Annotated in this window: 13 protein-coding genes; 8 read left to right on the forward strand and 5 right to left on the reverse strand. The window is 68.5% G+C overall.

Annotated features, from left to right (window positions below; all coding sequences use genetic code 11):
* Nucleotides 1-66: 66 nt before the first annotated feature.
* Nucleotides 67-1,218 carry an MFS transporter gene (locus AC1DWT_RS43815; protein WP_477925577.1) on the reverse strand — a complete coding sequence of 384 codons (1,152 nt, stop codon included), beginning with the start codon at nucleotides 1,216-1,218 and terminating at the stop codon, nucleotides 67-69.
* Nucleotides 1,215-2,180 (reverse strand): PAC2 family protein, encoded by a 966-nt coding sequence (locus tag AC1DWT_RS43820; protein WP_072941748.1) that lies wholly within the window; start codon nucleotides 2,178-2,180, stop codon nucleotides 1,215-1,217. Before AC1DWT_RS43820 ends, AC1DWT_RS43815 begins: the two co-directional genes overlap by 4 nt.
* 51 nt (nucleotides 2,181-2,231) lie before the next feature.
* Here AC1DWT_RS43820 and metH point away from each other — a divergent pair, with 51 nt between their 5' ends.
* From metH to hisG, 6 genes are read left to right on the forward strand one after another with little or no spacing between them, the layout of a single operon-like run.
* Nucleotides 2,232-5,801: a methionine synthase gene (gene metH, locus AC1DWT_RS43825; protein ID WP_072941746.1), complete on the forward strand. Its 3,570-nt coding sequence runs from the start codon at nucleotides 2,232-2,234 to the stop codon at nucleotides 5,799-5,801.
* Nucleotides 5,794-6,486, forward strand: a complete 693-nt coding sequence (locus tag AC1DWT_RS43830) for an HAD family hydrolase (RefSeq protein ID WP_072941745.1) — start codon at nucleotides 5,794-5,796, stop codon at nucleotides 6,484-6,486. Before metH ends, AC1DWT_RS43830 begins: the two co-directional genes overlap by 8 nt.
* A 15-nt stretch (nucleotides 6,487-6,501) precedes the next feature.
* Entirely contained in the window at nucleotides 6,502-7,359 is an 858-nt protein-coding gene (gene trhO / locus AC1DWT_RS43835; RefSeq protein WP_477925580.1) for an oxygen-dependent tRNA uridine(34) hydroxylase TrhO, read from the forward strand.
* A 1-nt stretch (nucleotide 7,360) separates the two neighbouring features.
* Nucleotides 7,361-8,254, forward strand: a complete 894-nt coding sequence (locus AC1DWT_RS43840; protein WP_095863679.1) for a pseudouridine synthase — start codon at nucleotides 7,361-7,363, stop codon at nucleotides 8,252-8,254.
* A 25-nt stretch (nucleotides 8,255-8,279) separates the two neighbouring features.
* Nucleotides 8,280-8,561, forward strand: coding sequence for a phosphoribosyl-ATP diphosphatase (locus AC1DWT_RS43845; RefSeq protein WP_009473527.1), 282 nt, complete (start codon nucleotides 8,280-8,282; stop codon nucleotides 8,559-8,561).
* 46 nt (nucleotides 8,562-8,607) lie between these two features.
* A complete protein-coding gene (gene hisG / locus AC1DWT_RS43850; RefSeq protein WP_012687844.1) occupies nucleotides 8,608-9,459 on the forward strand; it encodes an ATP phosphoribosyltransferase in 852 nt (283 codons plus the stop codon).
* Between the two features lie 37 nt (nucleotides 9,460-9,496).
* Here the strand turns inward: hisG and AC1DWT_RS43855 are convergent, their stop codons facing one another.
* Together AC1DWT_RS43855 and AC1DWT_RS43860 are read right to left on the reverse strand one after the other, a co-directional pair.
* Nucleotides 9,497-10,333: a thioesterase family protein gene (locus AC1DWT_RS43855; protein WP_477925583.1), complete on the reverse strand. Its 837-nt coding sequence runs from the start codon at nucleotides 10,331-10,333 to the stop codon at nucleotides 9,497-9,499.
* The gene (locus tag AC1DWT_RS43860; protein WP_095863680.1) at nucleotides 10,330-11,235 is read right to left on the reverse strand and encodes a RecB family exonuclease; all 906 of its coding nucleotides are present in this window, start codon (nucleotides 11,233-11,235) and stop codon (nucleotides 10,330-10,332) included. Before AC1DWT_RS43860 ends, AC1DWT_RS43855 begins: the two co-directional genes overlap by 4 nt.
* A 95-nt stretch (nucleotides 11,236-11,330) precedes the next feature.
* Between AC1DWT_RS43860 and AC1DWT_RS43865 the strand changes: the two genes are divergently transcribed.
* On the forward strand, nucleotides 11,331-12,185 hold the full coding sequence (locus AC1DWT_RS43865; RefSeq protein ID WP_072941736.1) for a tRNA (adenine-N1)-methyltransferase: 855 nt from the start codon (nucleotides 11,331-11,333) through the stop codon (nucleotides 12,183-12,185).
* A 47-nt stretch (nucleotides 12,186-12,232) separates the two neighbouring features.
* Here AC1DWT_RS43865 and AC1DWT_RS43870 read toward each other — a convergent pair whose 3' ends face one another.
* On the reverse strand, nucleotides 12,233-12,736 hold the full coding sequence (locus tag AC1DWT_RS43870) for a WKL family lipoprotein (protein ID WP_095863681.1): 504 nt from the start codon (nucleotides 12,734-12,736) through the stop codon (nucleotides 12,233-12,235).
* Nucleotides 12,737-12,919: 183 nt separating this feature from the next.
* Between AC1DWT_RS43870 and arc the strand changes: the two genes are divergently transcribed.
* Nucleotides 12,920-14,695 (forward strand): proteasome ATPase, encoded by a 1,776-nt coding sequence (gene arc, locus AC1DWT_RS43875; protein ID WP_072941731.1) that lies wholly within the window; start codon nucleotides 12,920-12,922, stop codon nucleotides 14,693-14,695.
* Nucleotides 14,696-14,741: the final 46 nt, after the last annotated feature.

Below are 14,741 nucleotides of genomic sequence, written 5' to 3' on the forward strand. Positions count from 1 at the left end.
GTCGTAACGGCTGCGCGCACGTTACGTGGGAATCAGGAACACCTCACAGTCCTCCCGGAAGGCGTGTCAGGCGGGTGCGTGGTCGCGGGGCATGAGCAGCGGGGCCAGCACGGCGAGCAGCACGGCGGGCAGAAGGAAGCCGGCCGCGGGCGACACGGAATACACCGGGGTGAGGGTGATCGGGGCGAGCGCGTTGCCCATGAATCGCAGCGCCTGCACGACGGACACCGCGCCGCCCCGGTTCGGGCCCGGCGACCCGAGCACGGCGGCGTTGACCCCGACCAGGATGAACTGACCGGCGACCCCGGCCGCGAACCACGCCACGGCCACGACTGCGAGGAGGGACACGGTCCCGGCGGCCGCGACGAGAATCGCCCCGCCGAACGCGCCGATCAGTACGGCCGCCCGGGCCCCGATCTTGTCGATGACACCGCCGACGAGACGTGCGGTGAGGATTCCGGCCACGCCGAACCCGGTGAGCAGCAGCCCGCGCTGGGTCGGGCTCAGCCCGAAGACGTCCTCGGCGCGGAACGCGACCAGGAAGCTCAGCCCACCGAGCGCGCCCCACCCGAGGAGTGCGACCACCCCGATTCTCAGCACCGACGGGGTGAGGGCGTCGCGCAGTCGCGGGCGCGGCGCCCCCGGCTCGGCGGGAGCGCTGTCGGGAACGCCGACCATCCCCAGCACCGCGGCCACGAGGGCGATGACGAGGAACGCGAGACGCCAGTCGACCTCCGCCGCGAGTCCACCGACGAGCGGCGCGCTCGACTGTCCCRCAGCCTGGAAGGCGCCGAAGATCCCCAGCGCCCGGCCGAGATGCTTCTTCGGGGTCGAGGCGGCGAGCGCCGCCAGCAGCAGGGGCGTCGTGAACGAGTTCGAACACCCCTGGAGCACGCGGGCACCGAGGAAGAGCGGCAGCGTCGGCGCCACGAAACAGGCCAGCGACGACAGCAGGTAGACGCCGTACGCGATCCGCACGGTCCGCATCTGTCCCCACCGGGCGCCCAGCGTGCCCGACACCAGCATCAGCAACGCGAACGGCAGCAGGTACGCCGTCAGCGACCCGGCCGCGGCGGATGCACTCACGCCGAGGTCGTCACCGATCTCGGGAAGGATCGAGGCGACCACCCCGCCGCCGAACGGGCCGAGGAAACCGCCGGCGTAGAGCGCCGTGCGCTGGAGCGAGGAACGAAGCGACTCGGACGAGTTCTTCGTCACAGCCCGAAGCTGCCGGGCCCACGCCTGCGGAGATACCGCTCGAACTCGGCCGCCAGCGCGTCACCGTCGATCTTCGAGATGGCCTCGGAGATGTCGGTCTCGGCGTCGCCGCGCTCCTCGAGGGAGCGGACGTAGTCGCCGATCTCCTCGTCGTCCGCGGTCATCTCGGTGACGGCTTCCTGCCAGTCGTCGGCCTGCGACGGGAGTTCCCCGAGCGGCACCTCGATGTCCAGGACGTCCTCGACGCGCTGCAGCAGAGCCACCGTCGCCTTGGGGTTCGGCGGCTGGGACACGTAATGGGGCACGGCCGCCCAGAACGACACCGCAGGCACACCGGCCCGGACGCACGCGTCCTGCAGCACCCCGGTGATCCCGGTCGGTCCCTCGTAGCGGGTCTGCTCGAGCTTGAACCGCTCGGCGGCCTCGCTGCTGTACGCGCTGCCCGTCACCGGGACCGGCCGCGTGTGCGGGGTGTCCGCGAGCAGTGCCCCGAGGATCACCACGGTGTTGATCTGCAGCTGATCGATCAGCTCGAGGAGGTCCTCGCAGAAGCTGCGCCAGCGCATGTTCGGTTCGATTCCGCGCAGCAGCACCACGTCGCGGTCGCTGCCAGGGGGCGAGCACACCGACAGCCGGGTGGCCGGCCACACGATCTCCCGGGTGACCCCGTCGACCTGCCGGACCGTGGGGCGATTGACCTGGTAGTCGTAGTATTCCTCGGAGTCCAGCTCGGCCAGCGGCTGGGCGTCCCAGGTCAGTTCGAGGTGCTCGACGGCTCCGCTCGCGGCGTCGCCGGCGTCGTTCCAGCCCTCGAAGGCGGCGACGAGAACAGGGTCACGAAGTACGGGCACGCCAGTGTCGGTGGCACCGTCGTCGGCGCTGTCGGTGGCACCGTCGTCGGCGGTGTCGGGGGTGTCGTCGTCGGGGCCCGCAGGCGTGACGGGGAACTCACTGGAACTCACCCACCCAGCCTACGGCCAGCGTTGGTTCCCCCGCCCACTAGTCTGGACGGCATGTCTGCGCCATTTCACTCTGCCCTGCTCGATGCGTTGAACCAGCGCGTTGTCATCGGCGACGGAGCCATGGGCACCATGTTGCAGGCCGCGGACCTCACGCTCGACGACTTCCTCGGGCTCGAAGGCTGCAACGAAATCCTCAACGACACCCGCCCTGACGTGCTGAAAGAGATCCACCGCGCGTACTTCGAGGCCGGGGCCGACGCTGTCGAGACCAACACGTTCGGGTGCAACCTCCCCAACCTCGCCGATTACGACATTTCGGACCGTATCCGGGAACTGGCCGAGAAGGGCACCCGGTTGGCGCGTGAGGTCGCCGACGAGATGGGGCCGGGACGCGACGGCATGGGCCGCTTCGTCCTCGGCTCGATGGGGCCCGGAACCAAGCTGCCGACGCTCGGCCACGCGCCGTTCGCGATCCTGCGCGACGCCTACGCCGAGGCCGCGATGGGCATGATCGACGGGGGCGCCGACGCGATCCTCGTCGAGACCTGCCAGGACCTGCTGCAGGTGAAGGCGGCGATCCTGGGCAGTCAGCGGGCGATGGAGACGCTGGGGTCGCGGCTGCCGATCATCACCCACGTCACGGTCGAGACCACCGGCACGATGCTGCTCGGCAGTGAGATCGGTGCCGCGCTGACCGCGCTCGAACCGCTCGGTATCGACATGATCGGGCTCAACTGCGCGACCGGTCCCGCCGAGATGAGCGAACATCTCCGCCACCTGTCCAAGTACAGTTCGCTCCCCGTATCGGTGATGCCCAACGCCGGACTGCCGCAGCTCGGCCCGAAGGGTGCCGAGTACCCGCTCACCGCGGAGGAACTCGCCGAGGCGCTCAGCGGCTTCGTCACCGAGTTCGGTCTCGGTCTGGTCGGCGGCTGCTGCGGCACCACCCCGGAGCACATCCGGCAGGTGGCCGAGGCGGTCCGCCTCGTCGAGAAGGCCGCGCGCAACCCGGTGCACGAGTCGGGGACGTCGTCGCTGTACACGGCGGTGCCGTTCGAGCAGGACGCCAGCATCCTGATGATCGGCGAGCGCACGAACTCCAACGGCTCCAAGGCATTTCGTGAGGCGATGATCGCCGAGGACTACCAGAAGTGCCTCGACATCGCGAAGGATCAGACCCGCGACGGCGCCCACATGCTCGACCTCAACGTCGACTACGTCGGACGTGATGGCGCCGCCGACATGGCCGCCCTCGCGAGCCGGTTCGCGACGTCGTCGACGCTGCCGATCATGCTCGACTCCACCGAGCCCGCGGTCCTGCAGGCCGGTCTCGAACACCTCGGCGGCCGGTGCGCCGTCAACTCCGTCAACTACGAGGACGGCGACGGACCGGACTCGCGGTTCCAGAAGATCATGCGGCTCGTCAAGGAACACGGCGCCGCCGTCGTCGCGCTGACCATCGACGAGGAGGGCCAGGCGCGCACCGCAGAGCACAAGGTCCGCATCGCCGAGCGCCTGCTCGACGACATCACCGTGAACTGGGGCCTCGACGAGTCCGACATCATCATCGACGCGCTGACCTTCCCGATCTCCACCGGTCAGGAAGAGGTCCGCCGCGACGGCATCGAGACGATCGAGGCGATCCGCGAACTGAAGAAGCGGCACCCGCGGGTGCACTTCACCCTCGGCGTGTCCAACATCTCGTTCGGTCTCAACCCTGCCGCCCGTCAGGTCCTGAACTCGGTGTTCCTGCACGAGTGCACCGAGGCCGGCCTCGACACGGCCATCGTGCACGCGTCGAAGATCCTGCCGATGGCACGGATCCCCGACGAACAGCGCGAAACGGCCCTCGACCTGGTCTACGACCGCCGGCGCGAGGGCTACGACCCGCTGCAGAAGCTGATGGAGCTGTTCGAGGGCGTCTCCGCGGCGTCGGCACGCGAATCCCGCGCCCAGGAACTGGCGGCGCTGCCGCTGTTCGAGCGGCTGGAACGGCGCATCGTCGATGGTGAGCGCAATGGCCTCGACGACGACCTCACCGCGGCGATGGAAGAGAAGCCGCCGCTCGCGATCATCAACGAGACCCTGCTGTCCGGCATGAAGACCGTCGGCGAACTCTTCGGGTCCGGGCAGATGCAGTTGCCGTTCGTGCTGCAGTCCGCCGAGGTGATGAAGGCGGCCGTGGCGTACCTCGAACCCCACATGGAGGCCACCGACGAGGACGGCAAGGGCCGCATCGTCATCGCCACCGTGAAGGGCGACGTCCACGACATCGGCAAGAACCTCGTCGACATCATCCTCAGCAACAACGGGTACGACGTGGTGAACCTCGGCATCAAGCAGCCGATCGCGACGATCCTCGACGCGGCGATCGAGCAGAAGGCCGACGTCATCGGCATGTCCGGTCTGCTCGTGAAGTCGACCGTGGTGATGAAGGACAACCTGCAGGAACTCAACGCCAAGGGAGTCGCGGAGAAGTTCCCCGTCCTCCTCGGCGGTGCTGCGCTGACCCGCTCATACGTGGAGAACGATCTGGCCGAGGTGTACGAGGGCGACGTCAGCTACGCGCGCGACGCATTCGAGGGCCTGCACAGGATGGACGAGATCATGGCCGTCAAACGCGGCGGCGGACCCGACCCGGACAGCCCGGAAGCGATCGCCGCCCGGGAGAAGGCGGCCGAGCGCAAGGCGCGCCACGAACGGTCCAAGCGGATCGCGGAGAAGCGCAAGGCCGCCGAGACCCCGGTCGAGGTGCCGGAACGGTCCGACGTTGCCACCGACATCGTCGTCCCGAGCCCGCCGTTCTGGGGCAACCGGATCGTGAAGGGTGTCTCGCTGTCCGACTACGCCGGACTGCTGGACGAGCGCGCCCTGTTCCTCGGGCAGTGGGGCCTGCGCGGGCAGCGTTCCGGCGACGGACCCACCTACGAGGAATTGGTGGAGACGGAGGGCCGCCCGCGCCTGCGGTACTGGCTCGACCGGCTGAGCACCGAGGGAATCCTCGCGCACGCCGCCGTGGTGTACGGCTATTTCCCCGCCGTGTCCGAGGGCGACGACGTGGTCGTGCTCACCGACCCGGCGCCCGACGCGGACGAACGCTTCCGGTTCACGTTCCCGCGCCAGCACCGCGACCGCTTCCTCTGCGTCGCCGACTTCGTGCGGTCCCGCACCGAGGCGAAGGAGACCGGCCAGGTCGACGTGTTCCCGATGCAGCTGGTCACCATGGGGCAGCCGATCGCGGACTTCGCGAACGAGCTGTTCGCCGCCAACGCGTACCGCGACTACCTCGAGGTGCACGGCATCGGCGTGCAGCTGACGGAGTCGCTGGCCGAGTACTGGCACCGACGGGTCCGCGAAGAACTCGTGCTGCCCGGCGGCCACAACGTCGCCGAGCAGGATCCGTCGGAGGTGTCCGGGTTCTTCGACCTCGCCTACCGCGGCGCCCGCTACTCGTTCGGCTACGGCGCCTGCCCCAACCTGGAGGACCGCGCGAAGATGGTCGCTCTCCTCGAACCGGAACGGATCGGTGTGAAGTTGTCGGAGGAACTGCAGTTGCATCCCGAGCAGTCCACGGATGCGTTCGTGCTGCACCACCCCGAGGCGAAGTACTTCAATGTCTGACGCATTCGACGGTCTCGCAGGCGTGCTGTGGGACATGGACGGAACGCTGCTCGATTCCGAGAAGATGTGGGACGTCGCGGTCCGTGAGTTGTCGATGCACCTCGGTGGGCCGATGACGGAGGAGACCCGGCTGAAGACGATCGGCGCGTCCAGCGCCAACGCGCTCGGCGTCATCTTCGACGCCCTCGGGCTCGACCGGGATCCGGCGGCGCTCGCCGAGGCCAAGGAATGGATGTTCACCCGCGTCGAGGAACTGTTCGGCGACGGCATCCCGTGGCGGCCGGGCGCCCACGATGCACTGCGGACCGCCCGGGCCCACGGCCTGAGGTCGGCGCTGGTGACCAACACCGAGCGCCGCCTCACCGAGCGGGCGCTGGAGACGCTCGGCAGGCACCACTTCGACCACTCGGTGTGCGGCGACGAGGTGCCGGCAGGCAAACCACATCCCGACCCGTACCTGCGGGGTGCCGAACTTCTCGGGTTGCATCCGTCGCAGTGCCTCGCGATCGAGGACTCGCCCACCGGCGCGGCGTCCGCGCAGGCCGCGGGCTGCGTCGTGCTGATCGTCCCGTGCGAGATCCCGGTGGCCGACGGCCCGGGGCGGGTGTTCCGGGACAGCCTCGAAGGTCTCACCGGTTCCGATCTGGCCGAGGCCTGGGCGCAGCCGAGCGGTGTGCGTCTCTAGGTAGTCTGGTTCCCCGTGGCTGTCCCGAAAATCGTGCTGTTCTACGTGTTCACTCCGCTCGCCGACCCGGAGGCGATCCGGCTGTGGCAGTACACGCTCGCCGAGGCACACAACCTGACCGGGCGGATCCTCGTCTCCGAGCACGGCATCAACGCGACCGTCGGCGGCGACATCCGCGACGTCAAGCGGTACGTGAAGGGGACCCGCGGCTACGCGCCGTTCAAGGACGCCGACATCAAGTGGTCGGACGGTCTCGGTGACGACTTCCCGCGGCTCAGCGTCAAGGTGCGGTCGGAGATCGTGACGTTCGGTGCGCCGGGCGAGCTGAAGGTGGACGCGGACGGCGTCGTCGGCGGCGGTACCCACCTGGCGCCGGACGAGGTGCACCRCCTGGTCGAGGGGCGCGGTGACGACGTCGTCTTCTTCGACGGACGCAACGGTTTCGAGGCGGAGATCGGCCGCTTCCGGGACGCCGTCGTGCCGGACGTGTCCACCACCCGCGACTTCGTGCACGAACTCGACAGCGGCAAATACGACCATCTCAAGGACAAGGCTGTCGTCACCTACTGCACCGGGGGAGTGCGGTGCGAGGTCCTGTCCTCGCTGATGCGTTCGCGCGGGTTCGGCGAGGTCTATCAACTCGACGGCGGCATCGTCCGGTACGGCGAAGCGTTCGGCGACACGGGTCTGTGGGAGGGGTCGCTGTACGTCTTCGACAAGCGGATGACCATCGAGTTCAGCGACCAGGCCACGACCCTGGGGCGCTGCACCCGATGCGGCGGTCCGACGTCCCGGTACGAGAATCTGCCGAACGACCGGGGCCGCGAACTCGTGCTCGTGTGCGCCGACTGCACCGAGAACCGGGCGGGCTGAGGTGGCCGGGGCGCCGCTGCCCGTCCGCAACGGTCTCGGTCCCGATCGCATCCGGATGCCGGCCGGGCTCGGGGCGAAGACCGTCGCCGAATTCCTGGTCGAGACGTACCCCGACGAGCGGGCGCACTGGCTGTCGCTGATCGACGGTGGGGGAGTCGTCGACGAACACGGCCGGGTCGTCGACCGCGGCACCCGCTATGCGCCGACCCGATTCGTGTACTTCTACCGCGACCCCGCACCCGAGATCCCGGTTCCGTTCGAGATCGACATCCTCCACCGCGACGACCACCTCGTGGTGATCGACAAGCCGCATTTCCTCGCGACCATCCCGCGGGGCGCGCACATCACCGAGACGGCGGTCGTGCGGTTACGGCGGACGCTCGACCTCCCCGATCTCACCCCGGCGCACCGGCTCGACCGGATGACGGCCGGTGTGCTGGTGTTCCTGATCCGGCCGGAAGACCGCCGGGCCTATCAGGAACTGTTCGTCTCCCAGCAGGTCACCAAGGAATACGAGGCCGTCGCCGGGCACGATCCCACGCTGGAGTTTCCGCGCATCATCCGCAGCCGCATCGTCAAGGAACACGGGATCATGACGGCCACGGAGGAGCCGGGAGAACCGAACAGCGAAACCGTCGTCGACCTGATCGAGACCCGGGACGGCCGCGCCCGGTACCGGCTGCTGCCGAAGACCGGCCGGACGCACCAACTGCGGCTGCACATGTCGTCGCTGGGACTCCCGATCGAGGGCGACAACTACTACCCGGACTTCCGCCGATCCGAGCCCGGCGACTTCTCGACCCCGTTGCGGTTGCTGGCGCGGGCCATCGAGTTCACCGATCCCCGTTCGGGCCGGGTCCGCCGGTTCGAGAGTCGCCGCACACTCGGGTGGTGACCGGTTCGGAGAGGTCCGCGGCGGCGTGAAACAATGGGTCCTCGTGAAGACCTTCGAATCCCTGTTCGCCGAGCTGACCGAGCGTGCCGCTACCCGCCCCGAGGGGTCCGGCACCGTTGCCGCCCTCGACGCCGGCGTCCATTCGCAGGGAAAGAAGATCCTCGAAGAGGCGGGTGAGGTGTGGATCGCCGCCGAGCACGAAAGCGACGAGGCGCTCGCCGAGGAGATCTCCCAGCTGCTGTACTGGACGCAGGTGCTGATGGTGGGCAAGGGCCTGAAACTCGAGGACGTCTACCGACATCTGTGATCGGTGATCGAGACTCCTCCACCCGCTCCCGAAAGGAACCTCAGCCATGCTGCGCGTCGCAGTCCCCAACAAGGGCTCGCTGTCCGAGTCCGCCGCCGAAATTCTCTCCGAGGCCGGCTACCGCCGTCGCACCGACTCCCGCGACCTGACCGTCCTCGACCCGTCCAATCAGGTCGAGTTCTTCTTCCTCCGCCCCAAGGACATCGCGATCTACGTCGGATCCGGTGAACTCGATCTCGGCATCACCGGCCGCGACCTCGCCCGTGACTCGGGCGCCCCGGTCGCCGAGCGGCTGTCGCTCGGCTTCGGCCGCTCCACGTTCCGGTACGCCGCTCCCGCGGGCAAGGACTGGAAGGTCGAGGATCTCGCTGGACTCCGGATCGCCACGTCCTACCCCAACCTGGTGCGCGACGACCTCTCCGCACGCGGGATCGAGGCCTCGGTCATCCGCCTCGACGGCGCCGTGGAGATCTCGATCCAGCTCGGGGTCGCGGACGCCATCGCCGACGTCGTCGGATCCGGCCGCACCCTGCGCCAGCACAACCTGGTCGCGTTCGGTGACACCCTGTGCGACTCCGAGGGTGTGCTCATCGAGCGCGCCGGTTCGCCCGCCGACGATTCCGCACGCAACCAGTTGGTCGAGCGGGTGCGCGGCATCGTCTTCGCGCAGCAGAATCTGATGCTCGACTACGACTGCCCGAAGACGATCCTCGACGACGCGCTGAAGATCACCCCCGGACTGGAGTCGCCGACGCTGTCGCCGCTCGCCGACGAGAACTGGGTCGCGGTCCGGGCGATGGTGCCGATCAAGGGTCACAACGGAGTGATGGACGAACTCGCGGACCTCGGCGCCAAGGCCATCCTCGCGTCGAACATCCGGTCCTGCCGCGCCCTCTGATCTCGTTCCGCCGCAGGACGATCCGCGCCCGTTCCGATCAGGAGCGGGCGCGGACCTGTACGGTCTGGGCGATCCGGCCGACCGCGCCGGTCTCGTCGTACAGCACGCCCGCGCACATCCCCACGCCGTCGGGGCCGATGGACGTCTCGGAGCCGACGCCGACCCATTCGCCCTCGGGGACCCGGAAGATGTGCACGGTGAGGTCGGTATTGAGGAACGTCCAGTCGGCCGGGTCGAGTTTCGATCCCACACCGTTGGCGACGTCCGCGATGGAGAAGAGCCGCTCGAGCGGCGTMATGGTCTCGCCGAGGACCAGCGCGGGCCGCGGCCTCGCCCACAGCTTGCCGGGGCCCTCGCACCCCATCTCGGCGATCCACCGCCAGTCGAGGGTCGTCAGGTAGCCCGAATTCCAGCCTTCGCTGAACTTGCCCTCCCGGCCGGTGGACCGAGGTTCGAGCGGCGGGTCGACGACGTGGACGGCATCGTTCGTGTCGACGGTCTCCATGCGCCACGCCGAGCCCCGCGCCACGGCCCGGGGCCGGTCGCCGACGGTCCACAGTTCGGCGACCACCAACTCCACCCGGCGGCCCGGCCGCTGCACCCAGGACCGGACCTCGAGTTCGGCGATCGGGATCGGGCCGAGGATCTCGACCACGACCCGCGTGATGCGCGCGTCGTCACGAGGGGCGCACCGTTCGAGTGCCCGCACGAGCAGCGCGGACGGGGGAGCGCCGTGCTGCATCGTCTCGGCCCACACGCTGATCGTCAGATCCGTGCTGTCGAATCGCTCGACCGTGATCTTCTGGTCCGAGTCCACTTCCGGCGCACCCAGTGCTTCCGAACCGAGTGGTACGTAGTAGGACTCGGAACTCATTCGACAATCTCCTCGAAACCTGGTGCGTCTTCGGCGGGCCCCTCCGGCCATCCCGGGTAGGGAGGCGGCGTTCCTCCGAACGAGGGGCACAGGGACTTATGATCACACCAGTCGCAGAGCCGGCTCGGCTTGGGTCGGAAATCGCCGGTGACACCCGCCGCCAGGATGGCCTTCCAGATCGCCGACAGTGTGCGCTCGAACCGCAGCAGTTCGTCCTCGTCGGGTGCGTAGGTGAGGACCGTCCCGGACGCGAGATACAGCAGTCGCAGCTGCGCCGGGACGATGCCGCGGGTGCGCAGCAGGACCAGCGCATAGAACTTCATCTGGAACAGCGCCTTGGACTCGGACATCTCGCGGGGTGCGCGACCGGTCTTGTAGTCGACCACCCGCACCTCACCGGTGGGGGCCACGTCGATTCGGTCGACGAATCCGCGGAGCAGCACCCCGTCGGCGAGTTCGGTCTCGACACGCTGTTCGCACGATTCGGCCTCGAACCGGGTGGGGTCCTCCAGTTCGTAGTAGGCGGTGACGAGCGACCGCGCCTCGTCGAGGAACGACTCGCGCTGGTCCTCGGGAACCAGGTCGATCAGGTCGGGGGCCTCGGCGAGGAGGCGCTCCCAGGACGGGAGGATCAGATCGACCGCCTTCTGCGGAACCCGTTCGGCGGCGGGCAACGCGAACAGCGTCTCGAGCGCGGCGTGCACGACCGTGCCCTTCACCTGCGCGCGCGACGGCGCCTCCGGGAGCCGGTCGACGGCACGGAAGCGGTAGAGAAGCGGGCACTGCTTGAAGTCGCCGGCGCGGGACGGCGACAGGGCGGGGCGCCTGCGGGTGACCGAAGTGTCGCCGGGCTGTGACGGGGAACCCTGTGTGACGGGGGCTGGCGACTCTGAGATGCTCACACCTGGCAGGGTAGGCCCCCGGTCCGACAGTCGTGTCGGGGCAGCGGGACGGGCGCCGGACGGCGCCGGACGAACAGGCTGAGGAGTCGGTGACGATGGTGGGACGCGAAACGCGACCGAGTGGACCGTTTCGGGTGGGCGATCGCGTCCAGCTGACCGATGGCAAGGGCCGGCACTACACGGTCAACCTGGAGGCCGGCAAGGAGTTCCACACGCACCGCGGCGGAATCCTGCACGACGACCTGATCGGCACCGACGAGGGCAGCGTGGTCAAGTCGACCAACGGCACCCCCTACCTGGCGCTGCGACCGCTGCTCGTCGACTACGTCCTGTCGATGCCCCGCGGGGCGCAGGTCATCTACCCGAAGGACGCCGCGCAGATCGTCCACGAGGGCGACGTCTTCCCCGGCGCCCGCGTCCTCGAGGCCGGCGCAGGCTCGGGCGCCCTGACGTGCTCCCTGCTGCGGGCGGTCGGGCCGGAAGGCCGGGTCATCTCGTACGAGGTGCGCGACGACCACGCCGAGCACGCGGTGCGGAACGTCGAGACGTTCTTCGGGGAACGCCCCGCGAACTGGGACCTGACCATCGCGGACGTCGCCGAGTTCGACGCCGACGCGGCCGGCGGCCCGGTCGACCGGGTGGTCCTCGACATGCTGGCACCCTGGGACGCGCTGCCCGCGGTGTCCAAGGCGCTGGTCCCCGGCGGCGTGCTCGTCGTCTACGTCGCGACTGTGACGCAGCTCTCCAAGGTCGTCGAGGCGATGCGCGAGCAGGAGTGCTGGACCGAGCCGCGGTCCTGGGAGTCGATCGTCCGTGGCTGGCACGTCGTCGGGCTCGCCGTGCGGCCGGAACACCGGATGCAGGGCCACACCGCGTTCCTGGTGAGCGCCCGGCGTCTCGCCGAGGGAACCGTCACCCCCAAGCCGCAGCGCCGGTCGGGTAAGGGCTGAGACACGGCTTCGGCGGCGCCCGGAGCGGGCGCCGCCGAAGGACCGGGCTAGCTGCAGCCCGCGCGTGCCATGCCGAGCAGGGTGCACGTGCTCTCGTCCGACACCTTCCACACGCCGTCGACGTTCTCCCACGTCCACGCCGTCGGAGCGGCCGTGCCGTGCGGGCTCACGATCGCGACGTTCGCCGTCGCGGTATCGCCCTCCACCTGCACGTCCGTGACCGTGAAGGACACCGGGTAGTTGGCCATGGCGGCGGTCATCGCCTCCAGATTCGGGCGGCGTTCGTCGCCGTCGACGACCACGACGGTTTTCTCGTCGACCGGCCGGGCCGGGTCCACGAGCAGCTGGAGCGTACCGAGCAGTTCCTCCGACGTGGGGGCGGCGACGGTCGCGTCTACCTGCGACGACGTGGCCGCGGACGTCGCCGCGGCGGTGCCGGAACCGTCGTCGGACGAGCAGGCCGACATTCCGAGCGCGAAGACCACCGCGCCCACGGCAACCACGGACCTACCGGTGAAGGACGTGCCGTTCAGGGGCTTGCGGATTATCACGACGAACCCTTTCGTTACACGGAACAGAGAGGAAACTGCTCGACAGGTAGGTAAGGCTAACATGAGAGTTTCGATGGCCCCGGGTGTCGCGTATGCCGATTCGCAATCGGCAGAATCCGTGTCACGGCGCAGAATTCGGGCAGTGCCGGTAGCGTTGATAGATCTCATTGGGAGGAGACGCACATGAGCTCGACAGAGAACCCCGATTCGGTTGCGGCCGCACGAGAGCTCGAGGCGTTGCGCGCGGAGGCGTCGGCACTGCGCAGGCAGCTCGCGGAGTCGCCGGAACAGCTTCGTGAGATGGAATCGCGAGTGGACTCGCTGTCCATCCGGAACACCAAGTTGATGGACACCCTCAAGGAGGCCCGTCAGCAGCTCATTGCGCTCCGAGAGGAAGTCGATCGCCTCGGCCAGCCGCCGAGCGGGTACGGCGTGCTGCTCGGAGTGCACGACGATCAGACCGTGGACGTGTTCACCTCCGGACGCAAGATGCGGTTGACCTGCTCCCCGAACGTCGACGCCGAGACCCTCAAGCTCGGCCAGACTGTGCGCCTCAACGAGGCACTCACGATCGTGGAAGCGGGCAACTTCGAGCGTGTCGGTGAGATCAGCACGCTTCGAGAGGTCCTCGACGACGGTCAGCGCGCCCTCGTGGTCGGTCACGCCGACGAGGAACGGATCGTCTGGCTGGCCGAACCCCTCGCCACCGTGTACGCGGACAGCGAACGAGAGTCGGTCGCGTACGACGCCGAATCGCCCACCCGCAAACTACGGCCGGGCGACTCCCTCCTCGTCGACACGAAGGCCGGGTACGCGTTCGAGCGGATCCCCAAGGCCGAGGTCGAGGATCTCGTCCTCGAAGAGGTTCCCGACGTCCACTACGACGACATCGGCGGCCTCGGCCGGCAGATCGAGCAGATCCGTGACGCCGTCGAGTTGCCGTTCCTCCACAAGGACCTGTTCCACGAATACGAGCTCCGCCCGCCGAAGGGTGTGCTCCTCTACGGTCCGCCCGGGTGCGGCAAGACGCTCATCGCCAAGGCGGTCGCCAACTCCCTCGCGAAGAAGATCGCGGAGGCCCGGGGGCAGGACAGCAAGGAAGCCAAGTCCTACTTCCTCAACATCAAGGGCCCCGAGCTGCTGAACAAGTTCGTCGGCGAGACCGAGCGGCACATCCGGCTGATCTTCCAGCGGGCCCGGGAGAAGGCGTCCGAGGGCACCCCGGTGATCGTGTTCTTCGACGAGATGGATTCGATCTTCCGCACCCGCGGGTCGGGTGTCTCCTCCGACGTCGAGACCACCGTCGTGCCGCAGCTGCTCAGTGAGATCGACGGTGTCGAGGGACTCGAGAACGTCATCGTGATCGGCGCCTCCAACCGCGAAGACATGATCGACCCCGCGATCCTGCGCCCCGGCCGCCTCGACGTGAAGATCAAGATCGAACGCCCCGACGCGGAGTCGGCGCAGGACATCTTCTCGAAGTACCTCGTCGAGACACTGCCGGTGCACAGCGACGACATCGCGGAGTTCGGTGGCGACCGCACGGCCTGCATCCGGGTGATGATCGAACGGGTCGTCGACCGTATGTACGCCGAGAGCGAGGAGAACCGCTTCCTCGAGGTCACGTACGCCAACGGCGACAAGGAGGTCCTGTACTTCAAGGACTTCAACTCGGGGGCGATGATCCAGAACATCGTCGACCGCGCCAAGAAGTACGCGATCAAGTCGGTGCTCGACACCGGTGCCCCGGGCCTGCGCGTCCAGCACCTGTTCGACTCCATCGTCGACGAGTTCTCGGAGAACGAGGACCTGCCGAACACCACCAACCCCGACGACTGGGCCCGGATCTCGGGCAAGAAGGGTGAGCGGATCGTCTACATCCGCACGTTGGTCACCGGTAAGAACGCGAGCGCGAGCCGCGCCATCGACACCGAGTCCAACACCGGCCAGTACCTGTAGGCCGATCGGTACGACCCGCGCGGCGGGAACCGGGGACGGTTCCCGC

The organism is Rhodococcus sp. P4_B6 (genome assembly GCF_056402215.1).